The organism is Duganella sp. CF402 (assembly GCF_900109645.1).
Taxonomy (GTDB): domain Bacteria; phylum Pseudomonadota; class Gammaproteobacteria; order Burkholderiales; family Burkholderiaceae_D; genus Rugamonas.
In genome coordinates this window covers 1,682,492-1,706,201 of sequence record NZ_FOBG01000001.1, presented here as the reverse complement: position 1 = coordinate 1,706,201, position 23,710 = coordinate 1,682,492, and the positions used below count along the sequence as shown (strand labels likewise).

The following is a 23,710-nucleotide window of genomic DNA, read 5'->3' as shown; positions in this document are numbered from 1 at the left end:
TAGCCATGTCCAAGAGCACTAGCGTGCAGAAAAAACTGCAAAAAATTCGCCCGCCACGGGTGCAGATGACTTACGACGTCGAGATCGGCGACGCCATCGAGAACAAGGAATTGCCGTTCGTGATGGGCGTGGTGGGTGATTTCGGCGGCAACTCGGAAGTCGAGCAGAAGCGCCTCAAGGAGCGCAAGTTCGTCAACATCGACCGCGATAACTTCGACGAGGTGCTGAAAGGCGTGGAACCGCGCGCCAACTTCCGCGTCAAGAATGAGCTGGGCGAGGGCGGCGGCGAGTTCGCGGTCGATCTGAAGTTCAAGTCGATGGACGATTTCCGTCCGGAGGCGGTGGTGCAGCAGGTGGAACCGCTGCGCAAGCTGCTGGAAGCGCGCACCAAGCTGGCCGACCTGCGCAACAAGCTGGCCGGTAATGACAAGCTGGAAGACATCCTCAACGATGTGCTGCACAGCACCGAGAAACTGGCCGTGCTGGGCCAGCAAACCGCCGACAAGAAGGAGGACTGATTATGTCCGCACAACTGACCCCGGGCGGCGCGCCCGTCGCCACCGAAGTGGCGCTGCTGGACCAGATCGTCGAGCAAAGCAAGGTGGCCAAGTCGAGCACCGAGCATGCGCGCGCCAAGGATCTGATTTCGGAACTGGTGAATCAGGTGATGGAAGGCACGGTGGTCGTCTCCGACAACCTGGCCGCCACCATCGACGCCCGCGTGGCGGAACTGGACCGCCTGATCTCGGCCCAGCTGTCGGCCGTGCTGCACGCGCCGGAATTCCAGAAGCTGGAAAGCAGCTGGACTGGCCTGCACTATCTGGTCAAGCACAGTGCCACCGGCCAGAACCTGAAGATCAAGATGCTCAACGCCACCAAGAAGGAACTGGTGAAGGACTTCCAGTCGGCGCTGGAATTCGACCAGAGCACCATGTTCCGCAAGGTCTACGAAGAAGAATTCGGTACCTTCGGCGGCGCCCCGTTCGGCGCCCTGATCGGCGATTTCGAAATCACCCGCCAGCCAGAGGACATGTACTTCATCGAACAGATGTCGCACGTGGCCGCCGCCGCGCACGCGCCGTTCATCTCGGCCGCGTCGCCGGAACTGTTTGGCCTGGAAAGCTACAGTGAACTGGGCAAGCCGCGCGACCTGTCGAAAGTGTTCGACACGGTGGAATACGCCAAGTGGAAATCGTTCCGCGAGTCCGAGGATTCGCGCTATGTCGGCCTGACGCTGCCGCGCTTCCTCGGCCGCCTGCCATTCAACCCGGCCGATGGCGCCACCGTCGAAGGCTTCAACTTCGTGGAAGACGTGGATGGCACCGACCACCAGAAATACCTGTGGTGCAACGCCGCCTACGCCTTCGGCACCAAGCTGACCGCAGCCTTCGAGGATTACGGCTGGTGCGCGGCCATCCGCGGCGTGGAAGGCGGCGGCCTGGTGGAAGACCTGCCAACCCACACCTTCAAGACCGACGAGGGCGAAGTGGCGCTCAAGTGCCCGACCGAAATCGCCATCACCGACCGCCGCGAGAAAGAACTGAGCGACCTCGGTTTCATCTCGCTGGTCCACTGCAAGAACACCGACTACGCCGCCTTCTTCGGCGCGCAGTCGGCGCAGAAGGCCAAGAAATACGCCAACGACGCCGCCAACGCCAACGCCGTGCTGTCGTCCCAGTTGCAGTACATCTTCGCGGTGTCGCGCATCGCCCACTACATGAAGGCCATGATGCGCGACAAGATCGGCAGCTTTGCCGCCGCCTCCAACGTGGAAGATTTCCTGAACCGCTGGCTGACCCAGTACGTGCTGCTGGACGATAACGCCAGCCAGGAACAGAAGGCGCAGTTCCCGCTGCGCGAAGCGTCGGTGCAGGTGTCGGAAGTGCCGGGCCGCCCCGGCGTGTACCGCGCGGTGTCCTTCCTGCGTCCGCACTTCCAGCTTGACGAATTGTCCGTTTCCCTCCGATTGGTCGCGGAGCTCCCAGCATCGACCAAAAACTGAGTTTTATTTTTTAATCATTGAAAGGAATACCAATGGCAATCGACGTATATCTGCAAATCGACGGCATCAAAGGCGAGTCGGCAGACACCTCCCACAAAGACTGGATCGAAGTGAAATCGGTGCAGTGGGAAGTGCTGCAGCCGAAATCGGCTACGGCGTCGACCGGCGGCGGCCACACCGCCGAACGTACCGAGCACAAAGACATCGTGGTCAGCAAACTGGCCGACCTGGCCACGCCGCTGCTGCTGCAAAACTGCTCGTCGGGTAAAACCCTGCCGAAGGCCAAGCTGGAATTCCTGCGCGCCGACGGCCAGGGCGACCGCGTGAAGTACTTCGAAATCGAACTGGAAAACGTGCTGATCTCGAGCGTGGCGCCGGCCGTTGAAGCAGGCAATATCCTGACCGAGGACGTGGCCCTGAAATACTCCAAGGTCAAGTGGAAGTACACCCAGCAGAAAGTGGGTGGTGGTTCGGGTGGTAACACCTCCGGCGGCTGGGATCTGGCCTCCAACAAGACGGCTTAATTTGCAATGAAGGGATTTACTCCGGGTTTGTTCGACCGTCTGATGGACGGGCCACCCAACGGCAGCAACGGCAACAGCGGCGCGGTGTCGCGCTTGTCCATCGAAGACTTGAAGGATTCGGTGGCGCGCGACCTCGAAGCGCTGCTGAATACACGGGCCGTCATCCCGGAGGATCTCCTGAAACGCTTTCCGGAGTGCGGCCGGTCGATCGCGACCTATGGCCTGAATGACTTTGCCGGCCTGTCGCTGTCGAGCACGGACGATCGTGCTTTCATCTGCCGCAGCCTGGAAAAAGCAATCGCCCGCCACGAGCCGCGCCTGCGCAATGTGCAGGCGTCGCTGGAGCTGCGGGCGGACGCCGTCAACCGTTTGAATTTCGCGATTACGGCGCTGCTGGTGGTCCACAGCGCCCATGAACCTGTCAATTTTGACGCAGTCCTGCAGCCCTCAAGCCTGCATTACACCATCAGCAAGGCGCGCCGCCTGACCCCGACGCCGCTGGGAGTTTGAGAAATTGGAACAACTACTGCCGTACTATGAGCGTGAACTGGGATTCCTGCGCCGTTATTCGCGCGAGTTCTCGGAACGCTACCCTAAAATCGCCGGCCGCTTGCTGATCGGCGGCGAGGTGTGCGAAGACCCGCACATCGAACGCATGATCGAGTCCTTCGCGCTGCTCAATTCACGCATCGCCAAGCGGCTCGACGACGACTATCCCGAATTTACCGAGGCGCTGTTTGAAGTGCTGTACCCGCACTACCTGCGGCCTTTTCCATCATGCTCGATCGCGCGCATGGACTTCAGCGGCGCCGCCGCGCAGCTGACCACCGCCAGCGAGATAGCGCGCGGCACGCAGCTGACCACGCGCCCGGTGCGCGGCGCCACCTGCACCTTCCGCACCGCGTATCCGGTGACGGTGGCGCCGCTGGCGCTGGACGGCGCCAGCTTCGCGCCCATCATCGCCGCGCCGGAAGCGGTGCGCCCGCCGCCGCAAGCCACCTCCAGCATCAGCCTGACCTTGTCCTGCACGGCGGAGCAGGTGACGCTGGCGCAGCTGGGTCTCGGCAAGCTGCGCGTGTTCATCGACGGCGAACCGTCGTTCTGCGCCGCGCTGCGCGATGCGCTGTTCACGCGCGCGCTGGCGGCCTACGTGGAAGCGGATGGCAATGGCCGCTGGAGCCAGCTGCACAAGATACCGGTATCGCCGGTCGGCTTTGGCGAGGATGAAGCGCTGATCGATTTTTCGGCGCGCTCGCACACGGCCTACCGCCTGCTGACCGAGTATTTCTGCTTCCCCGAGAAATTCAACTTCTTCGATATCGACCTGCACGCCATGAGCGGCGCGCTGCCGGCGGGCTGCAAGTCGGTCACCTTGCATCTGGCGCTGTCCGGCATGCGCACGGATTCCGACCTGGCGCGCATGCTGGCCACGCTCAGTACCAACAACGTGCTGCTGGGCTGCACGCCGGTGGTGAATCTGTTCCGCCAGCGCGGCGAACCGATACGGCTGACGCACGCCACCGCCAGCTATCCGGTGTTGGCCGATGCGCGCCGGGCGTTTGCCTACGCGGTGCAGGCGATTGAATCGGTCAAGCTGGTACGGCAAACGCCGCAGGGCGAATCGGTGCAGGAATTCCGCCCGTTCTACTCGCTGCGCCACGGCCAGACCCCGGAAAAGAACGGTCATTACTGGGTCGCCCGGCGCGACGAGGACATCGCGGAGAAAAGCCCGGGCTACGAAACGCAGATTTCCATCGTCGACATCGACTTCGACCCGGCGGAAGTCGAAACCGACACCCTGAGCCTGGAGCTGACCTGCACCAACCGCGACTTACCTGCATCGCTAACCTACGGCATGCGCGGCGGTGACCTGTTCCTGGAAGGCGGATCAAGCGTGCGCGCCATCAGCTTCCTGCGCAAGCCGACGCCGTCGTACCGCTTTGCGCGCGGGCGCGGTGCGCACTGGCGCCTGATTTCACACCTGTCGCTGAACCATCTGTCGCTCACCGGCGGCGGCGTTGACGCCTTCCGCGAGATGCTCACGCTGTACGACCTGCCGCGTTCACCGGCGTCGCAGCGGCAGATCGGCGGCATCGTCGCGGTGTCGCACAAGGCCGCCAATACCTGGCTGCCGGGGAATCCCTTCGCCTGCCTGGTGCGCGGCGTCGAAGTGACGCTGACGGTGGACGAAGAAGCCTTCGTCGGCAGCGGCATCCATGCCTTTGCACAGATCGTCGAGCGCTTCCTTGGGCTATACGTGCACGCCAACAGCTTCACGCAGCTGGTCATCAAATCGAATAAAAACGGAGAGGAACTGCTGCGATGCTTGCCACGAAGCGGCGATTTGAGCCTGCTGTAATCGAGCGCCTGTTCTCGCAGCCGCACAAGTTCGAATACTTCCAGGCCGTGCGCATGCTGGAGCTGTGGCTCAGGCGGCACGGCGCGCCAGGCGAAAGCGCGGTGGCCAACTTCCTGCGCTTCCAGAATTCGACCTCGCTCAGCTTCCCGGCCAGCCAGCTGGAAACGCTGCAGCCGGAGCCGCGCGACATGGCGACTGATGCGCGCAGCCTCGGTGAGGCGCTGAAGACGGCGCAGCTGCGTTACATCCGCATCACGCCGGCCTTCATGGGTTTTTTGGGCAGCAGCGGCACGCTGCCGGCGCATTACACGGAACGTATCGCCGCGCACACGTTGTACCAGAAGGACGAGGGGCCGCGTGCCTTCCTCGATACCTTTTCCAACCGCGCGCTGGCGCTGTTCTACGAAGCGTGGCGCAAGTACCGGCTGGAGTTGAAGTATCAGCTGCACGGCCGGGATGAATTCCTGCCGCTGCTGCTGTCGCTGGCCGGCATGCACAACCCGTCGCTGCGGCGGCGCCTGTCCGACGGCGGCGATGGCGTGCTGGATGAATCGGTGGCGTACTTCGCCACCGCGATGGGGCAGCGCCCGGCATCGGCGGTGCAGATCGCGCGGGTGCTGTCGGAATATTTCTGCCAGCCGGTGCGCGCCGAGCAGTTTATCGGCGCCTGGTACGACGTGCCGGCTGGCCAGCAGACCACGCTGGGCATGGCCAACGCGGTGCTCGGTGGCGGCGCCATGACCGGTGCGCGCGTCTGGCAGCGCGACTTGCGTTTGCGGCTGGTGATCGGCCCGCTGGATCTGGAAGGCTACGAATCCTTCCTGCCCGGCGGTAAAGCGGCGCGCGCGCTGGAGAACATGCTGACCATGTTCACCGGCGTGTCGCTGGAATATGAAGTGCAGCTGGTGTTGCGCGCCGAGGACGTGCAGGGCGCAAGGCTGGATGAAGACTGTTGTGGCGGACGATTGGGCTGGGACAGTTTCCTGGTCACCGAGGCGCAGCGGCAGGACCGCAGCGATGTCCGCTACGAGATACACACATCATAAAAAGGATAACAACATGAGCATCAATCTGAAAACGCTGATCGGCAAATTGAACGACACCAGCCGCGCCGCCGCCACGCGCGCCGCCAGCTTGTGCGTTTCGCTGGGCCAGTACGAGGTCGACATCGAGCACCTGTTCCTGGCCCTGCTGGAGCAGCCCAGGAGCGATGTGGCGCTCATCGCGCGCCAGTGCGATATCAGCATCAGCCAATTGGAAGCGGACCTGCGCGCCGAAGTAGGGCGCTTCAAGAACGGCAATACGCGCACGCCGGTGTTCTCGGCACGCTTGCCCAAGTTGTTTGAAAACGCCTGGCTGATTGCCTCGCTGGATCTGCAGGACGATACCCAGGCGCAGATCCGCAGCGGCCATCTGCTGCAGGCGCTGCTGACGGATACCGAGTTATCGCAGCTGGCGGCGCGTAGTTCCAAACTGTTCGCGCGCTTCGATCTGGAGCAGATCAAGCACAATCTGGACAAGATCACCGTCGGCTCGGAAGAGGTTCCGGTGGCGAAGCCCGCCGCAGCAGCGGGCGAGGGCGGCGATCCGGTCGGCGAGCTGCAAGCCCGCGCGGCCAGCAAAACGCCGTCTCTGGACCAGTTCACCACCAACCTGACGCAGCGCGCGCGCGATGGCAAGGTCGATCCGGTCATCGGCCGCGATCTGGAAATCCGCCAGGCCATCGATATCCTGATGCGTCGCCGCCAGAACAATCCCATCCTGACCGGCGAGGCCGGCGTCGGCAAGACCGCCGTGGTGGAAGGGCTGGCGCTGCGGATCGCGCAGAACGACGTGCCGGATGTGCTGAAAGGTGTGGAGATCCACACGCTGGATATGGGCCTGCTGCAAGCCGGCGCCAGCGTCAAGGGCGAGTTCGAAAACCGTCTGAAGAACGTCATCGACGAGGTGAAGAAAAGCCCGCACGCCATCATCCTGTTCATCGACGAAGCGCATACCATGATCGGCGCCGGCGGCCAGGCCGGCCAGAACGACGCGGCCAATCTGCTTAAGCCAGCATTGGCGCGCGGCGAATTGCGCACCATCGCCGCCACCACGTGGGGCGAGTACAAGAAGTATTTTGAAAAAGATGCCGCACTGGCGCGACGCTTCCAGGTGGTGAAGGTCGAGGAGCCAAGCGAAGAACTGGCGTGCGCCATGTTGCGCGGCATGGCGCCGCTCATGGAAAAGCACTTTGGCGTGCGCGTGTACGACGAGGCCATTACCGAGGCGGTGCGCCTGTCGCATCGCTACATCATGGGCCGCCAGCTGCCGGACAAGGCGATCAGCGTGCTGGATACGGCGTGTGCCAAGGTGGCGCTCGGACAGAACGCGACACCGGCCCGCATCGAGTCGCTGTCACGCCAGATCGAGCGTATCGACGCCGAGGCGGCTGCCCTGGAGCGCGAGCAAGCCGAAGGTGGCGCGGCACAAACTGCGCGCCGGCAGGAATTGCGCGAGTCGCGCGCTGCGGCGGATGAGCAGCTGAAAGCCCTGTCCGAGCGCTGGGAGCGCGAGAAAGCGCTGACGGCCGACATCATCGCCGCCCGCGCAGCGGCGGGCGAGGGTACGCAGGTCCGAGATATTCAGGCTTTGGTCGCCGAGCTGCGTGCACTGCAAGGCGAAACGCCGATGGTGCCGGTGCAGGTGGACGGCCACGTGGTGGCGGAAATTGTCGCCGGCTGGACCGGCATCCCGCTTGGCAAAATGGTCAAGGACGAAATCAAGACCGTGCTGCGCCTGCAGGAAAGCCTGGAGCAGCGCGTGCTTGGCCAACCGCACGCCATCGAAGCGGTGGCACAGCGTGTGCGTACCTCGCGTGCCAATCTGGATGATCCCAACAAGCCGAAGGGCGTATTCCTGTTCGTCGGGCCGTCCGGTATCGGCAAGACCGAAACCGCATTGGCGCTGGCCGATACGCTGTATGGCGGCGAGCGCAAACTCATCACCATCAACATGAGCGAGTACCAGGAAGCGCACAGCGTCTCCGGCCTGAAAGGTTCGCCGCCGGGCTACGTGGGCTACGGCGAAGGCGGGGTGCTGACCGAGGCCGTGCGCCGCAATCCCTACAGCGTGGTGCTGCTGGACGAAGTCGAGAAAGCCCACCCCGACGTGATGGAACTGTTCTTCCAGGTGTTCGACAAGGGCGTGATGGATGATGCAGAGGGCCGCGAGATCGACTTCAGGAACACCATCATCATCCTGACTTCCAACGTCGCTTCGGGCACGATGATGCAGGCCTGCCTGAACAAATCACCGGAAGAACTGCCGGCGGTGGAGGAACTGGAACAGCTGATCCGTCCGGCGCTGATGAAGCAATTCAAGCCTGCTTTCCTGGGGCGCTTGAAAGTGATTCCGTTCTATCCGATTCCGGACGATGTGCTGGTGGAGATCATCAAGCTCAAACTGGGCAAGATCGAGCGTCGTATCGCAGTCAATCACAAGGCGGAATTCAGCTACGACGAAGCGCTGGTGGAAGCGGTGCTGGCGCGCTGCACGGAAGTGGACTCCGGCGCCCGCAACGTGGACAACATCCTCAATGGCACTCTGCTGCCGGAGATCGCGGAATCGGTACTGGCCCGCATGGCAGAAGGCGCGGCGATCAGCAAGATCAAGGTCAGCGCCAACAAGCAGGGCCAGTTCAAATACAGCGTGAAGTAAAGCGCGCTCAGTCCCGTTCCGGCGGGACGCCGAGCAGTTCTTCGATGTGGGCCAGCGATGCCTGGTCCTTCACCACGGAGCGCAGCCAGGTGTGCAGGTCTTGCTCGGCCGCCGCTGCGGCTTTGTCGGCAAAGTAGGAGGCGGGACTGTGCGGCTCACTGCGGCGGAAGAACTCCGCCACGGCCCGCAGCTGCGCCACCGCCTGCGCGCGATTGCTGATCACGCCCGGCCGGCCCGTTGGCACGGGCACTGGCGCCATCCCGGCATCTTCAGGCTGCCCCACCTCTGCCTGCACGGCCGCCGGAGCATGCGCCGCAGCCGGCATTGCATGCAGCATCGATTTCACCGCATCACGCGCTGCGGAGAAGCCCGGGCTGTCGTTGCCCAGCCGCGCGTCGGCCGCGCGTTCCAGTTGCTCCAGCGCCTCGATGCAGAACTGCGCATCGGCGCGGAACGTCGACGCAAACTGCGCCGAGTTATTGCGCTTGGCGGCTTCCATGTCCGCCAGGCGTGGCGTGCGGTTCTGCAGGGCTTCGTCGCCGCTGGACGCGCGCTTGCGGGCTGCTTCAAAGTCGATGGTGGAGTAGTCGCCGTTCTCGGTCAGGCCGATCTCGCGCACCAGTGCCGGCGTGCGCGCCAGTATCCAGCCCAGGTTGCCGATGCGCTGGTCGTTGTCGCCATCCTCCGCCTGCGGATACAGGCCGCGCTCCCAGTACTGGTCGCACAGCCCGGCCAGCAGCAGGTAGCCCTCTCCCAGGCCGCGCAACTGGTGCACGCGGGCACCGGCCTCGGTCAGCCAGACGCCAAGGCGCAAATCCTTGCTGGCGGTCTTCAGCAGATGCGCGCAGCGGTCAACCACGAATGGCCAATCGGCCTCCTTCAATTCAGTGACCCACTCGCCCTGGTCCAGCGAGGGATCGTCAAACTTGCGCGCCTGGGCAATCGCGTCCAGTTCTGGCGAAAACGACAGATCGCCGCCCGCTGGCTGGCTATCGAAAATTGGTTCTAAAAGCTCTTGTACGGAATACATAGTGTCCTCTTACTGCGCCATGCGGAATTCAATGCGGCGGTTGCGCGCGCGGCCTTCGGCGGTGTCGTTGCTGGCGATTGGCCGGTCCGGTCCTTGGCCGCTGGCTGTCAGCAGCTCGCCGTTGATACCATGACTGGCCAGGTAGGCTTTGACCGCCTCCGCGCGCGCCTGGCTCAGGCCCTGGTTGGTGGCGCGCAGGCCGGCGCTGTCGGTGTGGCCGATGATGTCGACCTTGCGGTTAGTCAGTTTGCGCAGCGCCACCGCCATTTCATCGAGAATGGCTTTGCCGGTGGGCGTCAACTCGGCTTTGCCGCTTTCAAATTCGACGATGCGGTTGGCCAGCGCGCTATCGAGCACGCCCTGGTCGGCGGCCGAGACGCGCAGGCCGTTATTGACGGTGTACGTTGGATTCAGGCTGGTGGCGATATTGCTGGCGATGCGTTGGCGTACCGCCTCGTTGCCGACTTCACCGCGCAGGCTGACGGTGCTGCCATCAATTTTCAACTGGCCGCGGCTGATCTGCTTCAGGTCCGGCGTGATCAACTTTTGCACGTAGCTGTTCCAGTTGGCTGGCGTGGCCACCTTGTCGATCGAGATCTGATCCACCACCTTGTCCGCGCCGTAGACTTCACGCAGCTTGGCCAGCACGGCGGCCTTGCTGGCTTCATCGGGCACGGTGCCGGCAGCCAGCACCTGGCCGGGTTGCACCGCGCCCGATTGGGCGCTTGCCGCGCCGGCAGCCAGTAGCAGGCTTGTAAATAGGAGAGTTCGCATGATTCAGGTTCCGATAAACGCCGCGCTGACCGACTCCAGCGCGGACTTGAGTGACAGGGAGGGTTGCGACAAGTAGGTCGACAGCTTGTTGACGGCGTAGTCGCTGTCCGCTTGTTCTTCCACCCAGTCCAGTTGTTCAAACGCGATATGGCGCTCCTGTGCCGCGTGCGGGTCCATGATGGCTTGCAGCGTGGCCGGCGAGGCGCCGCTGAAGCCGACCAGCAGCACCGGCTGTTCTCGCAGCCGGGTGAGGAACAGCGCCAGTTCGAAGTCGGCACGCGCCAGGAAGGGCGTGATCAGCTGCAGCCAGAACGAGGCAACCAGGTTGCGGTACATCGGGTCTTGCGGCAGCGGCAGCAGCAGGGTTTTATCCAGCCGGCTGGAGCTACTGGCCAGCACCGGTTGCAGCAGCATGCCCAGCGCCAGCAGCACCTGGCGCGACGAGCCTTTGAAGCCGGCTTGCGCCAGCATGGCATCGAGGCCGCCGACCGTTTGCAGTTCCAGGAAATCGTCGAAGCTGGCCTGGTAGGCGGCGCTGCGCAGATCCAGTTCGACCGGCTCGCTGGCCGCCAGTTGCAGCGGCACGGTGGGATCGCCGGCGCTGACCACGCTGGTGCTCAGCGCCGCCAGGCGGTTCCACAGACGGTTGAACACCATCGGCGCGCTGGCGACGAAGGTGGACGGCTCAGGCACTTCCACGCTGCTGGTCATCAGGAAGGGGAAGCGGCGCGACGACTGGTCGCTGCTGGCGACGATGTGGCCGGCGATCGCATGTCGCCGGCGCGGGCCGACAAAGGCGAAGTGCAGCGGCGCGACGGCGTCGTAATTGAGCTTCCAGCGGGCGTCGGCGCTCATCAGGTCCATAGCCTGGGCCAGCCAGTCGTCCAGGACTTTGATGAGGGCGGGGCTGTCGCCGCCTTTCACGAAGTCGCCGCGTCCCGGCACTTTGCCGAAGTAGCCGATGTTGGCAATAGTGGCGCCGCGGCTCATGGTTGGGCTCCCGCAGTGCGGATGACGCCATTCGCTGGCGGCACCGGCATGGTGGCCGGGACCGGGCCGTTTGACGGCGTGGGCGGCGTAGACGGCGCAGCCGGGGCACCGCTCGGCGCCGGCGCTGCTGCCGGGGCGTTCGGCGCAGGCGGCGCGGCGGCCGTCACCGTGTCCGGCAGGCGCAGGCGCTTGAAACCGGCCGATGCCGGTGCGGCTGGCGCCTGCACTGGCGCCGGCGTGGTGCCGACGATTTTCAGGTTGGCGGTGACCGACACGCCGGCGTTATCCCAGGTCAGCTCGAAGGCACCGTTGTCCTTGCGTTTGCGCTTGGCTGCATCGATCATTTTCTTCAGGCCGAAGTGGCCTGGCTCGTTGAAGATCACCACGCTGCGGCCTTCCGGCGTAATGGCGGTGATCTTCGCGCCCGGGACACCGGCGGGATTCGGCCACGCCATATGCACCCAGGGCTGCGGCTGGCCGCGCCAGCGCAGGGCCTGGCCATCGATCTCGATGGTGAATTCGGTCGCACTGACCGCGCCCAGCGCCTGCAAATCGAAATTGGTCTGGCCCTCGCCGCCGCTGGCAGCTGCGGCATTGGCGACGCCATTGGCGGCCAGCGGCGCAACCCAGCCAGGGAAGCTGGCCACCACCGGCGGCGCCAGGTTGATGCCCATATTGGCCCAGGTGCGCGTGCTGACCGTGTCGCCACGGCGCACCACCAGCGGACCTAGCGTGGTGTTGAAGAACTTGGCGATCGCGCCATCAGGACCGAACACCGCGCCGATTTCGGCATTGCTGGCTTCCGCCTTGGACTCGGTGGCAAATGGATACTTCATGGCCAGCGTCTGACGGAACGGCTGCAGCACCTGCGCCGCCCAAACCTGGTTGATCTCCACCTCGGTCGGCTGCACGATCACGGCGAAGCTCTGGATCAGCGGACGCACCAGCAGCGGACGGATGGCGGCTTTCTGCGCATCGGTCATCCCGGTCAGCATTTGCTCGTCCACGTATTTCAGCGCGTCGGCCAACTCGGAGCCGTTGCCGTCCAGCGTTTGCTGCATCAGCTGCTTGGCGCCAGGGCCGGGATCGCCCTGGTTCTTGATCTGGTTGAAGCGGCCGCGCAGCTTGGCCAATTGCTCCATGTAGCCGCGCATCAGCGACGCATCTTTGTCCTTGGCCACCACCAGGCGCGCCACACCGGAGAACTCACGGCCCACCGGACCAAGCGGCAGGGCGGCGTTCTGCACGCCGCCGCTTGGCATGTTGATGTTCACCTGCGACGGTTTCTGGCGCAGGATGGTCTCCTTGAACCAGCCGGCCACGCCACGCTGCGCGCGTTGCAGGCCAGCGTCCAGCAGTGACGGATTGTCCCACGAGGTTTGCTCGTAGACGCTGTTCATCAGCTTATTCAGCGGCGAGATTTGTGGATCGCCCAGTCGGTTCATTGCGTTTGCGGCCTGGTCGAAGTTGGACAGCTCACGCACCGTCACGCCCTGCACGAACTTCTGCCATTCACGCGCGTAGTCGTTCTTGTACAGGTCCACCAGCGATTTCTGGATTTGTTCCGGGCTGCCTTCCAGCGTCAGATCATCCTTGGACGAGGTTTTCAGCACCCAGTCCGCGCTTTGCAGCTCGCGGTTGGCCGCTTCGCGGAAGGCGTCCTGCACGAAGCCCTGCCACGCGGCGCGGGTAAAGCTGCCCGGCACGGCATAGCTGCCCAATACCAGCTCCTTGTCCTGATCGCCGACGATGGAGCTCACCGTCACCGCCGGGAAACGGGTGGCGGCGCGCGCCTTGACGTCGGCATACACGCGTTCACGCGCCGGCATGCCGCGCACCACGCGGCGCAGGTTGTCGCGGGTCTGATCGACCAGCGCCAGGCGGTTGTCGATCTGCGGCCACGAGGTGTCGTTGACCTGCGCCAGATAGAACGAAATCATGCGCTCGGCGCTGCGGATCAGCTGCTCGCGCGGCATGCCGCCGCGGTTGGTGTCCAGCCACACGCGCCAGTAGCGGGTGATCTGGTCGTTCAGGTGGCCCGCTTCGGCGCGCGATTTATCGCCCAGCATCAGGTAGGTTTTCAGCGCGTTGTAGGCGTCTTCGGCATCGGCCGGCGACGCATCCTTGAACTGCTGTGCGCTGTTGTTGATGGCTGCCGCCGCCTCGTCGCGCGTGGCGTTGGGCGGCACCGAGGTGCTGCCGGGGGCTGCGCTCAGCGGGCGCGACATCGGCTGCAGCTGCGCGGCATTGTTGTTGACTTCCGCAAGGAAGGCCTCCAGCGTCTGACCGACCGGTTTCAGCATCACTTCACGCACGCCGTTGAAGTATTCCTCGCGCAGCTTGCGGTCCAGCAGCGTGCCTTGATACAGGCCGAGGCTCAGCGACAGCGGCCGGTTCTCTTCATATTTATCCAGTTGCTCGATGCGGTCCTGCAGGATCTCCAGCGCGGCAAAGCGCGATTGCAGGTCCAAGGCTTTTTCCTGCACCTTGATGGCCTGGTCCAGGTCCGCCTGTACATTGGCGGCCAGCTGGCGGTTGTTCATGTACGACCAGCTCCAGCCGGCCAGCGCCAGGCCGGCAAAGGCAGTGGCGGCAAAGAAGGCGATGTAGCGCATGCGCATCTTGGCCGGGCTGGCGTATTGGGCCACCAGATCCTTGTCCGCGAAGATCACTTTGCGGAACAGGTTAAGCAGGAAGTAGCCTTGCTGCTGGTGGGCTTCTTCGTGTCCGGATGGTTTCAGCTGCAGGTCGAAGCGCTGCGCCACGCGTTGCGAGGAAGCGGACACGGTTTCGCCTTCCTGCAGCGCGCTGGTGAAGTAGAAACCGCGGAATACAGGCTTGAACTGGAACGGGTTTTCTTCAAACAGCGTGGCGATGAAGGTGCGCAGCGACGGCCGGATCGAGCTGAATTCCAGCGGGAAGGTGAATACACCGGGCGGCATGCGCTCGCGCCATTGCAGCGCCATGTTGGCGGCGCTGAGGTCCTTCAGGCCTTCGTACAGTTCGTCGAAGCGGGCGTCGAACTGGTTCAGCACATCTTCGCCGCTGGCGTTACGGCTGTAGGGCAGGGTGGCACCCCATACCTTGTCGCGCTCGCCGCGCTCGCTGTCCTGGAAGAATTCGTTGAAGCCGGTGATCAGGTCGGCTTTGGTGAACAGCACGTAGACCGGCGCGTGCACTTCCAGCCGCTCCGTCAGTTCCTGCACGCGCTGGCGCAGGTTCTTGGCCAGGTTGATGGCGAACTCCGGACGGTTGCGCGTCAGCTCCGCCACGCTGACGGCGACGATGATGCCGTTGATCGGCGCCTTCTTGCGGTATTTTTTCAGCAGGTCGAGGAAGCCGAACCACTCGGCGCGGTCTTCGTCGACCACCGAGTAGCGGCCGGCCGTGTCGAGCAGGATGCCGTCGGTGGTGAAGAACCAGTCGCAGTTGCGGGTGCCGCCCACGCCTTGCACGATCTTGCTGTCGGCGAACGGGAACTGCAGGCCGGAGCTGGCGATGGCGGTGCTTTTGCCGGCCGCCGGATTCCCGATAATCATGTACCACGGCAGCTCATACAGCGCGGCGTTGCCGGAGGTTTGCCCCAGCCTGGAGTTCTTGATGGTGCCGATGGCTTCCAGCATGCGCGTGCGCAGCGCCTCGGTTTCCTGGCGCGTGGCCGGATCGGCTTTCACCGGCTTGCTGGCCTGCTGTTCCAGCATATCGCCCAGGCCGCCAGCGGCGCGCTGGGTCTTGCGGTAGCGCCAGTACCAGGCGGCGGCGCCGAACAGCAGCGCGACCGCCAAGACGGTCCACGGAACGGCGGATGGCCATTGCAGCAGGGCGCTGGCGATGAACAGCAGCGCGGCAAAGGCCAGCCAGCCGATGACGATCAGCGTGCGGCGGTGGATCAGGAATAGCCAGAATTTTTGCATCATGATAGGGCTCGGTTGCTTGGTGTAGTCAAGCCGGGAGCGCGGGGCGCAATAGCGCGGCGCAGCGGCGGTATGGATCTTCATTGCTGATACAGAGCACGGGACCGCCGCGGTCCTGTGCTTCGGCGTCGGCCACCGCCAGCGCGGTGAGCCAGGTGACATCGCCGCAGCTGCCGCAGCTGGCGCCGATGCTGGCGACGTCGGCGCCGGGATCGAGTTGCGGCGCAACGGACGTGACCACCTGCATCAGCTCAGTCACGCGGCTGGTGCGGTGGCCGGTGTCGGCGGTGACGGCGGCAAGCGCATCGCCATCGACTTGCGCGGCTTGCAGCACCGCGCTGGCGGCGCTGGACAGGCAGGGGTCGGTGTCGCGCTTGACGGTGTCGGCACCGCTGCCGCGCTGGCCGCTGTGCAGCGCCTGCAGCAGGCTGCCCCGCTCGCTGCCGGCCAGCAGTGCCGCCTGGGCAGGATCGGCCAGCAACAGGCCGGCCGCTCCCTCGCCGGGGATGCGGCCTTGCGGACTATTGGCGGTAAACAGTGCGTTGTCGTTTGCCAGCCGGCCGATGCCGGCATCGCTCAGGTGCGAGCCGGCGGCAATCACGATGGCCAGGCAGGGCTGGCGAGGGTCACCGCAGCGCGTCAGCAGGCCGGCCAGTACTTGCGCCGCGTCCGCAGTGTGCGCTGCCGGCGGCGCGGCGCTGGCGAGGCGCTGCGACGGCCATCCGGCCTCGATGGCGATTGCGCGCAGCCATTGTTCGGCGAGGCTCCGCTGCGGCGCCTGCCATTCAGGCGGCCACACGGGCAGCAATTGCATCACCGGCGGTGGGGGCAGCGGCGCGGCGTCCGGCGGCAGGCGATTGTGCTGGCGCGCCTGCTCCTGTTGCAGCCACGGCGCCAGCTGTTCATGGCTGGCCGCCAGCGCCGCCAGCTCTGCCAGCACCGAGGTGGCGGCGGCCAAGGCGCGCCACTGCGCCAGGTCGAAACGCGGATCGTTCAGCGCCTGTGTGGTGCGCCAGTGTTCGAGGTCTTCGCGCAGCGCGGCCTCGCCGGCATCGGCCAGTCGCGCGCTCAGAATCGGATAGCCGTCATCGTCGTACAGTTCCTGGTCCAGCGCCGGGCGGGCGCGGTTGGCGGCCAGCGCGGCGCGCAGTTCCGGCATCGACGCGCCGTGCGGCACGCGTACGGCGCTGGCCGCGATCTGCAAGGCCGGCGCCAGCGGTGGCGCGGCTGGCGTTGCCTCGGCGGCTGGCGCAGCGCCGACCGTGCCGGCAGTCGCCGCTGCCGCGCTGGCGCGCGCCCATGCCTTGCGGCCCAGCCACCATGTGGACAGCAGCAACAGCGGCAACACCAGCAAGTATAAGGCCAGTTCGCTGGTGGCCGGCATGCGGTTGGTCTCGCGCCAGAACCAGATGGCGCCGCCCCAGCTGCCGCCAAATGCGACGCCGGCAAGGGCGATATTGCGCAGCCAGTTCATAAGCTAGACCTGGTCCACGGTGGTTTGCTGGGTGGCGATCAGGGTCGCCCCGCACGAGGTCTTGTCGCCATGACGCGCCACCGGCTTGCCGTCCACCAGCATGCTCGGATCGCCGCTGGTGATGGTGCCGTCGCCATGCCGCGGGCAAGTGATCTTGTCGCCCACGCGGGCGATCCCCTTGCCGCCGCTGTCGCTCATCTGCGAACACTCGACCACTGCGCCGTGGTGTGAAGTCTTGTCGCCCAAGACGATAACTGGTCCTGCCATGCTGCTCTCCTATTTGTTCATTACGCCGGGCCGGCGCAGTTCCGTGTGCCCGAAATCCATCATCTTCCAGCGCCCGCCCCAGGTCAGGCCCAGCGACTCGGCCACTTCGCCGTACAACTGGTAGCCGCGCATGGCCCACGGGTCGCGTTCTGAAATCACCAGCTTGCCGTCACGCAGGAAGGCGCAGTCGGCGGCCAGGCCGTATTGGTGCCAGCTCTGGAAGGCGGCGGCATTGGTCACACCGGCGCCCATCGCAGCCAGCGTGTTCTGGCGCTCGGGACTGCGGTAGCCTTCCAGCAGGGCCATGTCATAGCCATATTTTTCCTTCATGATGCGGAAGGCCATCAGCAGCCGTTGCGCGTAGGCGCTGTCGAGCAAGGCCCAGTCGCGGCTGGCCGAGACCAGCAGCGGCCGCTCCAGCTGCACTTCGGCGGTGGTGAACACCAGCGGCGGCAGTGCCGGCGGCGGCACCAACTGCTCGCCTTGCAGCAGGCCGGCCACTTGGGTGTTGATCTCGCGCGTGGAGGCGTCGTAGCCGCTGAGCGTCGGCCTGCCTGCCAACAGCACGGCCAGCAGGGGCGGCAGGCACAGCAGCGCCAGGCCGCCGAGGCAGAACAGGGAGTGCTGTTCCCAGAACTCATGCAAGCCCCCGATGGACGCCCGGCCGGAACGGGCTGCCGCGTCCAGGCTGGCGCGGCGGCGCTGCGCCAGCCGGTTCAGCCGGTATTGCAGGCGCGCGCCGGCGCCGGCCAGCGCCGACGCCACAAAATCGCGCCCGGACGGGAACAGCACCATCCAGCTGATGGCGCACGCCAGTACGAAATACCCAGTTACCGCCAGTAGGAACACGTTGCCCTCGAAGTCATTAAATGTCTAAAAAGCATTGCTTTGGAGTATATATTAGAGTTATGACAAGCCCGCGCACGATTGAAACTAGCCGTGCGGCATGATTTCTTTGAATGTTTTAAAGTGATGCGAAATTAATAAGGGAGCTAATTTTGCAAGGTGAAGAAAAACGCCCCACGACCAGTGGACGCCCCAGTCTTCTGTCGACGGAACCCCCGGCCGAGGACGGCCGCGCCAGCGTCCTGGACGGGCTGGAACGCCGCCCGGCCACGGCGTCGGCTGTTGGCGTGGGCCCGGTCGGGCGCAAGAAAGCGCTGTTGGCCGGCGGCGCTGCGGCGATTGCCCTGCTTGCCGTCGGCATCGCGGCGGTCCTGAATTTCACGCCCGGTCCCAAGCTCACCTTGCCTGAGGCCCAGACGCCGATGGCCGCCGCACCGCAGCCTGAGCCGCCGGCGCCGGCACCGGCTGCCGTCCCAGCTGCCACCATCGTCGAAGAAACGGCCGCCGTCAGCCCTGCGGCCGACAACACGCGCTCGCTCAAAGAAATGCTGAACGACACGCCGGCCAAGCCACCGAAGGATGAACTGACCGCCGCGCTGGAAAAGCCGCACGCGGCGCCGGTCAAGCCCAAGCTGGTCGAACACAAGAAAGCCGACAAACCGGCCAGGAAGCCAGTGCAAGTGGCGAAAAAAACCGAGACCAAACCTAAAGCGCAGCCGGACAGCGACGTCGCTTTGCTGGCGGCGCTGATGGCGCACGTCCAATCCGGCAAAACTGCCAAAGAAACCTCGACCCCGGCCTACCAGCTCAAGCAATGCAGCCGGATGAACGAAGCCGGCGCCGCCCAATGCCGCGAACACCTGTGCGCGACCACCGCCCGCAAGGAGCCTGAGTGCAAGCAGCAGCCAGTGGCGGTGAAAACTGCTGCCGAATCATGAGCCTCGCACTACTGGAACAAATCACCACCGCACTGGCCGAGTTTTCCAGCGTCACCCGCTTGTACGAATTGACGCTCGATGATGGCGATAGCGCCGACCTCGGCGCGGGCGGTTTGCTGGTCGAGGCCTTTGCGGCGGACGACAGCGTGCAGGGCGTCGGTCCGCGCGATGTGATCGTGTTGTCGACCAACGCCTCGGTACAACTGGCCCCGCTGCTGGGTCGGCAGGCCGCGCTGGCGGTCAGCCTTGCCGACGGCAGCCGTACCCAATTTCATGGCGAGATCACGCAAGCGGCCATGCTGGGCAGCGAAGGCGGCCTGGCGCGCTTCCGCCTGCGCCTGACGCCGTGGCTGTGGCGCCTGAGCCAGGTGCGTAACAGCCGCGTGTGGCAGGACAAGACCGTGGTCGACATCATCGACGCAGTGTTTGAAGGCTATGCCCCGTTGGCGCAATGGCGCTGGAGCGAAGAGACCGGGCCGTTCATGGCGGACGCGGTGGCGCGCAGCTACTGCTGCCAGTACCGCGAATCCGATCTCGATTTCGTGCAGCGCCTGCTGACCGAAGAAGGCCTGGCCTGGCGCTACGAACAATTGGACGACGGCGTCGGCGTGGTGCTGTTCGCCGACAGCAGCCAAGCCAGCGCCACACCCGAAGACGCCAGCAGCGCGGCGGGCGGCGGCATCCGCTACCACGGTGTGCGCGCCGGCGAAGCGGCCGACACCATTCAGGCCTTGCAGTCGCGCCGCGCCGTGACGGCGTCGCTGACCACGCTGCTGAGCTACGACTACAAGGCCAAGCAGGCAGTCAACGCCAGCGCGCCATCAAGTCTCCCGGCCGGCAAGCTGCCGGCGCTGGAAAGCTACGACGTGCCGGGCCAATACGCCTACGCCAACGCCGCACAAGCGCAGCGCTATGCCGACATCCAGATGCAAGGCCGCGAAGCTGCTGCCCAGCTGTGGCGTGGCCGTTCCACCGTGCGCACCCTGGCCGCCGGCACGCGCTTCACGCTGACGCAGGGCCCGCTGACCACCGACGCCGCGCCCAGCTACGTGCTGCTGCGCGTGCGCAGCGTCGGCGTGAACAATCTGCCGTCGCCCGCGCAGCAAGCGTTGGCCGAGTTGTTCGGCCCGCTGCCGGAATTGCTGGAAGAAGTCGCCATCGACGCGCCGGACGACTTTGCCCTGACCATCGCCCAGGCGCGTGAAACCGGGTACGCCAACGGCTTTGAAGCGGTGGCTGCCGACGTGATCTGGCGCCCGCAGCTGCCGGGCAGCGATGGCCGGAGCCATCCCAAGCCCACCGCGCGCGGCGCGCAGAGCGCCATCGTCATCGGCGCCGACGGCCTCGCGCAGCCGTCCGGCGCGGACGAACTGTATTGCGACAAGCTGGGCCGCGTGCGCATCCGCTACCACTGGCAGGACAACGGCGACGCCACCTGCTGGGTGCGCGTGGCGCAGCGCTCGGCCGGCGGCGGCATGGGCAGCCAGTTCCTGCCGCGCATCGGCCAGGAAGTGCTGGTGCAATTTATCGAGAACGATATTGACCGCCCCATCATCATCGGCGCGCTGTACAACGGGCAAGGCGAGGGCGGTATCGCGCCCACGCCGGGCGCGCAAAGCAGCGGAGGCGAAGAGACGCGTTTTCAGCCGGCCGCTGATCACGTGCCATCGGCGCAAGGCAATCTGGCTGGTGGCAACAGTCCGTTGTGGCATGGCGCCTCGGCCGACAGCGCCGGCCACCGCAACGCTGCCGCGCAGTGGGGCGTGCGCAGCAAGGAGTTTGGCGGCTCTGGCTACAACCAGCTGCTGTTCGACGACACCGATGCGCAAGGACGGGTGCAGCTGCGCTCGACGCATGCCGCCAGCGAACTCACTCTTGGTCACCTGATCCATAGCGCGGACAATTATCGCGGCAGCCTGCGCGGTCAGGGCGCGGAGATGCGTACCGATGCCTATGGCGCGGTGCGCGCCGGCGCCGGCCTGCTGGTCAGCAGCTACAAGATCAACCACAGCGCCGACGCGCGCGAGCCGGCTGGCGACAACGCCGCCGGCATCGCGCTGCTCAAGCAAGCCGTCAAGCTGGGCGAGACCTTCAGCGAAGCCGCCAAGACGCACGAAACGGTGACGCTGGCCAGCCACCTCGGCGCCGCCAAAGCCAACGCCAGCACGCTGGACGACAAGGCCGCGCCGCTGCAAGCGATGCTAACGGCGGTATCCGGCATGGTCGGCAACGCCAGCCTCGACGCGGCCAAGGCGGATGCTGTGGAAAAGAAAACTGCACCGGGCGACGACCAGCTACCGCACGCCAGCGCGCCGATCATCGCCATCAGCGGCAAGAGCGGCATCGGCGTCACCTCGGGCGCGGCGGTGCAGCTGGCCAATGGCGAAACTATCTCGCTCATGAGCGGCAACGACAGCCAGTTCATGGTCGGCGGCCAGATGCGCGCGCACAGCGGCCAGGCCATCGGCGTGCTGGGCGGCGCGGTCAAGGCCGGCGAGGGCGGGCTGGGCATGCAGCTGATCGCGGCCAAGGACGCCATCGACATCCAGGCCCAGGCCGATGAACTGAAAGTGCAGGCGCGCGACGACATCAACATCATCAGCGCCAACGCCAGCGTGGACTGGGCGGCGGCCAAGCGCATCAGCCTGTCCACCACCGGCGGCGCCAACATCACCATCGAGGGCGGCAACATTACGGTGCAGTGCCCGGGAAAGCTGACCATTCATGCGGGGAAGAAGAATTTTAGTGGTCCTACCCGGATTGATCCGGTTTTGCCAGTTTTGCCGAAAGCTGAGAATACCTGGGTAGAAGTCAAGGCTGATTACGACGACGCCTGGAATACGCCTTGGCCGCTGACCGGACTCAAGTTCAAGGTCGACAACAAGACGCTGGCGCAAGGCGTCCCTATCAATCAGGCGACAGGGAAGGGGCAGTAAGGTGAGCGGATCGCCATCAGAAATTCGGCGCATGGAAGCGCCCAAGGACGGTGCCGTCATCGTCACCACCGAAACACGGGTCACCGAGAAGGAAATTAGCGAAGAGCGCGAGGGTATCGTACTGCGCCTGCACGCGGCGTATCTGAACCTCACTGACCAGATGGCGGAATTCCAGAGCCAATGGGATGAGAATCCTACATTGGCCTTTGTGACCAGTGCGCGCGAAGGCTGGAACGCAGGCGGCGCAGAGTGGTTAAGCGATCAGGCCGAGCTGTTCAAACCAGAGCTTTGGACCGACCTTGGCGGCAAGATACGCGATGCGGCCGGCACGGCCTATGATCGTCTCGCCAGCTACAGCAAACAGCGTTACGATGAACTGCACAAGCAACTGAGCACGCATATCGAGAACCCCGACGACACCTTATACAACTGGGCGTGGTGGCAGAAAGCGATTACGGAAGAAGCGACGGAGCTGGGGCGCCAACAGCTGCAAAAGCTCGAAGATGCGCGGCATGCCGTGCAGGATGCCGCCAACACGGTCATCGAGAGCGCCAATAAGGCGAGAAAAATTTATCAGCATCGCGACGCGATTCTGAACCTGCCCAGCCTGATCGCGGACGGTCAGCCGAGGCCGGTGCAGAATTTTGTCGATACGGTGTTGATGGACATCGATCCGGTGCTGGCCAAGTCGATCCGCAATGACCCGAATTTCGCGGTCGTGTTGGAGATCATTGCCGACCATGACAGCGCCTTAAGTTACCTCGCGTATGTGGGGCTCATGATCGAAGCGATTCCGCCGAATTTCTACGCCTATGTCGCTGGCAAGGGCAGTGCTTATCTGATGATCGAGGTAGTCATGCTGGTGGTGAGCGCCTTGTTGAGCGCAGGCGCAGCCGTGGCAGCGCGCATCACCATGTTGATTGGCCGGTTCGCCGCCGCCAGTGTCAAAGTGGTCACGGCCAACCGCCGCATCAAGCGCGCCAAGGCCGCGATTGACGCGTTTCTCAGGATAATGCGCGATCTGTCGGACGCGGTAGACGATTTGCACAACCTGGGCGCAAAGCTGTTACAGGCGCGCAGCAAGGGGCTGGTGGTACGCGGTAACACCAAGACTACGTTGGCAGCGAAGAGGACATCGATCAAACGGGATAAGAAGTGCCGCGTCTGTGGCAGCACCGCGCATACTACACCGCGTCTGCGCCCCGGAACTGTGCACTACGTTTAGCTCAGGCTTTATTGCACCCATTGGGAAATAAAATGGCAATTACATTAGGGAAGTCTTCCAAGGACAGCCAGTATTTGAAACGGATAAAAGATGCGATCGAAGGGGATAAAAGTCATCCACGGAACAATGGTGTCAAAATGCAGGCGCATCATATTATTTCTGGCAAAGGTATGGGCTTATCAGGGCTCGGGAAGAAGGTAGAGAAGATGGGGTACAACATAAATTTGTTGCCCAACTTAGCTTTCATCCCCTGCACATTACAGGGGGCATGTCATTTGGGGGTGCAACCACATCGCGGCAATCACGACATTGCGATTGACCAAGACGACTACGAAGATGATCGAGAGCCTGTGACGTACCATGAGATGATCGCGAAAAAGCTCCAGGCACTCGATTTGCCGTTGTCAAAAGAGTGCCCAGGCGATCACCCATCGAAAGCGGCAAAGGTTGTGGCTGAGTTAGACGGGCTGAGTCAAACAATATTGCGTCTGATACAAATGAAGCCCCGCGAAGCGCCGCTAACAAAACTGGCTGTGCACTTTGGACGAGGCGGGGTCGGCTGTGCTGGTGTTGATTCCGTATCGGCGCATCACGGTGGTCGTGCTTGTCCCGTCGGACGAGATCATTTATTTGATGCCGCAACGCCTAAGAAGTCACAGGGTGAAGGGCAGAAAAGTGAAAAAATTATGTATAACAATACCGAAAAATATCGGTTAAAAGTAGGACAGTAAG

General features: G+C 64.2%; 18 protein-coding genes. 11 read left to right on the top strand and 7 right to left on the bottom strand.

Annotated features, from left to right (window positions below; genetic code table 11):
- Positions 1–5: 5 nt before the first annotated feature.
- Genes tssB through tssH form a run of 7 tightly spaced genes read left to right on the top strand, consistent with a single transcriptional unit; the run spans position 6 to position 8,584 of the window.
- Positions 6–518, top strand: coding sequence for a type VI secretion system contractile sheath small subunit (tssB, locus tag BMZ70_RS07580; protein WP_092271864.1), 513 nt, complete (start codon positions 6–8; stop codon positions 516–518).
- 2 nt (positions 519–520) lie between these two features.
- Positions 521–2,002 carry a type VI secretion system contractile sheath large subunit gene (tssC, locus tag BMZ70_RS07575; protein WP_092271861.1) on the top strand — a complete coding sequence of 494 codons (1,482 nt, stop codon included), beginning with the start codon at positions 521–523 and terminating at the stop codon, positions 2,000–2,002.
- 32 nt (positions 2,003–2,034) lie between these two features.
- Positions 2,035–2,526 carry an Hcp family type VI secretion system effector gene (locus BMZ70_RS07570; protein ID WP_092271858.1) on the top strand — a complete coding sequence of 164 codons (492 nt, stop codon included), beginning with the start codon at positions 2,035–2,037 and terminating at the stop codon, positions 2,524–2,526.
- Positions 2,527–2,532: 6 nt separating this feature from the next.
- Positions 2,533–3,036: a type VI secretion system baseplate subunit TssE gene (gene tssE, locus BMZ70_RS07565; RefSeq protein WP_092271855.1), complete on the top strand. Its 504-nt coding sequence runs from the start codon at positions 2,533–2,535 to the stop codon at positions 3,034–3,036.
- Between the two features lie 4 nt (positions 3,037–3,040).
- Positions 3,041–4,885, top strand: a complete 1,845-nt coding sequence (gene tssF / locus BMZ70_RS07560) for a type VI secretion system baseplate subunit TssF (protein WP_092271852.1) — start codon at positions 3,041–3,043, stop codon at positions 4,883–4,885.
- Positions 4,849–5,931: a type VI secretion system baseplate subunit TssG gene (gene tssG / locus BMZ70_RS07555; RefSeq protein WP_092271849.1), complete on the top strand. Its 1,083-nt coding sequence runs from the start codon at positions 4,849–4,851 to the stop codon at positions 5,929–5,931. Before tssF ends, tssG begins: the two co-directional genes overlap by 37 nt.
- A gap of 13 nt (positions 5,932–5,944) precedes the next feature.
- Positions 5,945–8,584, top strand: coding sequence for a type VI secretion system ATPase TssH (gene tssH / locus BMZ70_RS07550; RefSeq protein WP_092271846.1), 2,640 nt, complete (start codon positions 5,945–5,947; stop codon positions 8,582–8,584).
- 7 nt (positions 8,585–8,591) lie between these two features.
- Here the strand turns inward: tssH and tssA are convergent, their stop codons facing one another.
- From tssA to BMZ70_RS07515, 7 genes are read right to left on the bottom strand one after another with little or no spacing between them, the layout of a single operon-like run.
- On the bottom strand, positions 8,592–9,614 hold the full coding sequence (tssA, locus tag BMZ70_RS07545; protein WP_092271843.1) for a type VI secretion system protein TssA: 1,023 nt from the start codon (positions 9,612–9,614) through the stop codon (positions 8,592–8,594).
- 9 nt (positions 9,615–9,623) lie between these two features.
- Positions 9,624–10,388 carry an OmpA family protein gene (locus tag BMZ70_RS07540; protein ID WP_092271841.1) on the bottom strand — a complete coding sequence of 255 codons (765 nt, stop codon included), beginning with the start codon at positions 10,386–10,388 and terminating at the stop codon, positions 9,624–9,626.
- Positions 10,389–10,391: 3 nt separating this feature from the next.
- The gene (tagF, locus tag BMZ70_RS07535; RefSeq protein ID WP_092271837.1) at positions 10,392–11,378 is read right to left on the bottom strand and encodes a type VI secretion system-associated protein TagF; all 987 of its coding nucleotides are present in this window, start codon (positions 11,376–11,378) and stop codon (positions 10,392–10,394) included.
- Complete coding sequence (gene tssM, locus BMZ70_RS07530) at positions 11,375–15,292, bottom strand: type VI secretion system membrane subunit TssM (RefSeq protein WP_092277654.1); 3,918 nt, start codon at positions 15,290–15,292, stop codon at positions 11,375–11,377. The genes tagF and tssM overlap by 4 nt, the downstream gene beginning before the upstream one ends.
- Positions 15,293–15,320: 28 nt before the next feature.
- Complete coding sequence (locus BMZ70_RS07525) at positions 15,321–16,766, bottom strand: hypothetical protein (protein ID WP_092271834.1); 1,446 nt, start codon at positions 16,764–16,766, stop codon at positions 15,321–15,323.
- Between the two features lie 3 nt (positions 16,767–16,769).
- On the bottom strand, positions 16,770–17,033 hold the full coding sequence (locus BMZ70_RS07520; protein ID WP_092271831.1) for a PAAR domain-containing protein: 264 nt from the start codon (positions 17,031–17,033) through the stop codon (positions 16,770–16,772).
- 9 nt (positions 17,034–17,042) lie between these two features.
- Positions 17,043–17,882: a M15 family metallopeptidase gene (locus BMZ70_RS07515; protein WP_229205329.1), complete on the bottom strand. Its 840-nt coding sequence runs from the start codon at positions 17,880–17,882 to the stop codon at positions 17,043–17,045.
- A gap of 149 nt (positions 17,883–18,031) precedes the next feature.
- Here BMZ70_RS07515 and BMZ70_RS07510 point away from each other — a divergent pair, with 149 nt between their 5' ends.
- The 4 genes from BMZ70_RS07510 to BMZ70_RS07495 are packed head-to-tail and all read left to right on the top strand — an operon-like array spanning position 18,032 to position 23,709.
- Entirely contained in the window at positions 18,032–18,817 is a 786-nt protein-coding gene (locus tag BMZ70_RS07510) for a hypothetical protein (protein ID WP_092271825.1), read from the top strand.
- Complete coding sequence (locus tag BMZ70_RS07505) at positions 18,814–21,753, top strand: type VI secretion system Vgr family protein (protein WP_092271822.1); 2,940 nt, start codon at positions 18,814–18,816, stop codon at positions 21,751–21,753. The genes BMZ70_RS07510 and BMZ70_RS07505 overlap by 4 nt, the downstream gene beginning before the upstream one ends.
- 31 nt (positions 21,754–21,784) lie before the next feature.
- Positions 21,785–22,978 (top strand): hypothetical protein, encoded by a 1,194-nt coding sequence (locus BMZ70_RS07500; RefSeq protein WP_092271819.1) that lies wholly within the window; start codon positions 21,785–21,787, stop codon positions 22,976–22,978.
- Between the two features lie 32 nt (positions 22,979–23,010).
- Positions 23,011–23,709: an AHH domain-containing protein gene (locus BMZ70_RS07495; RefSeq protein WP_092271817.1), complete on the top strand. Its 699-nt coding sequence runs from the start codon at positions 23,011–23,013 to the stop codon at positions 23,707–23,709.
- Position 23,710 lies beyond the last annotated feature (1 nt).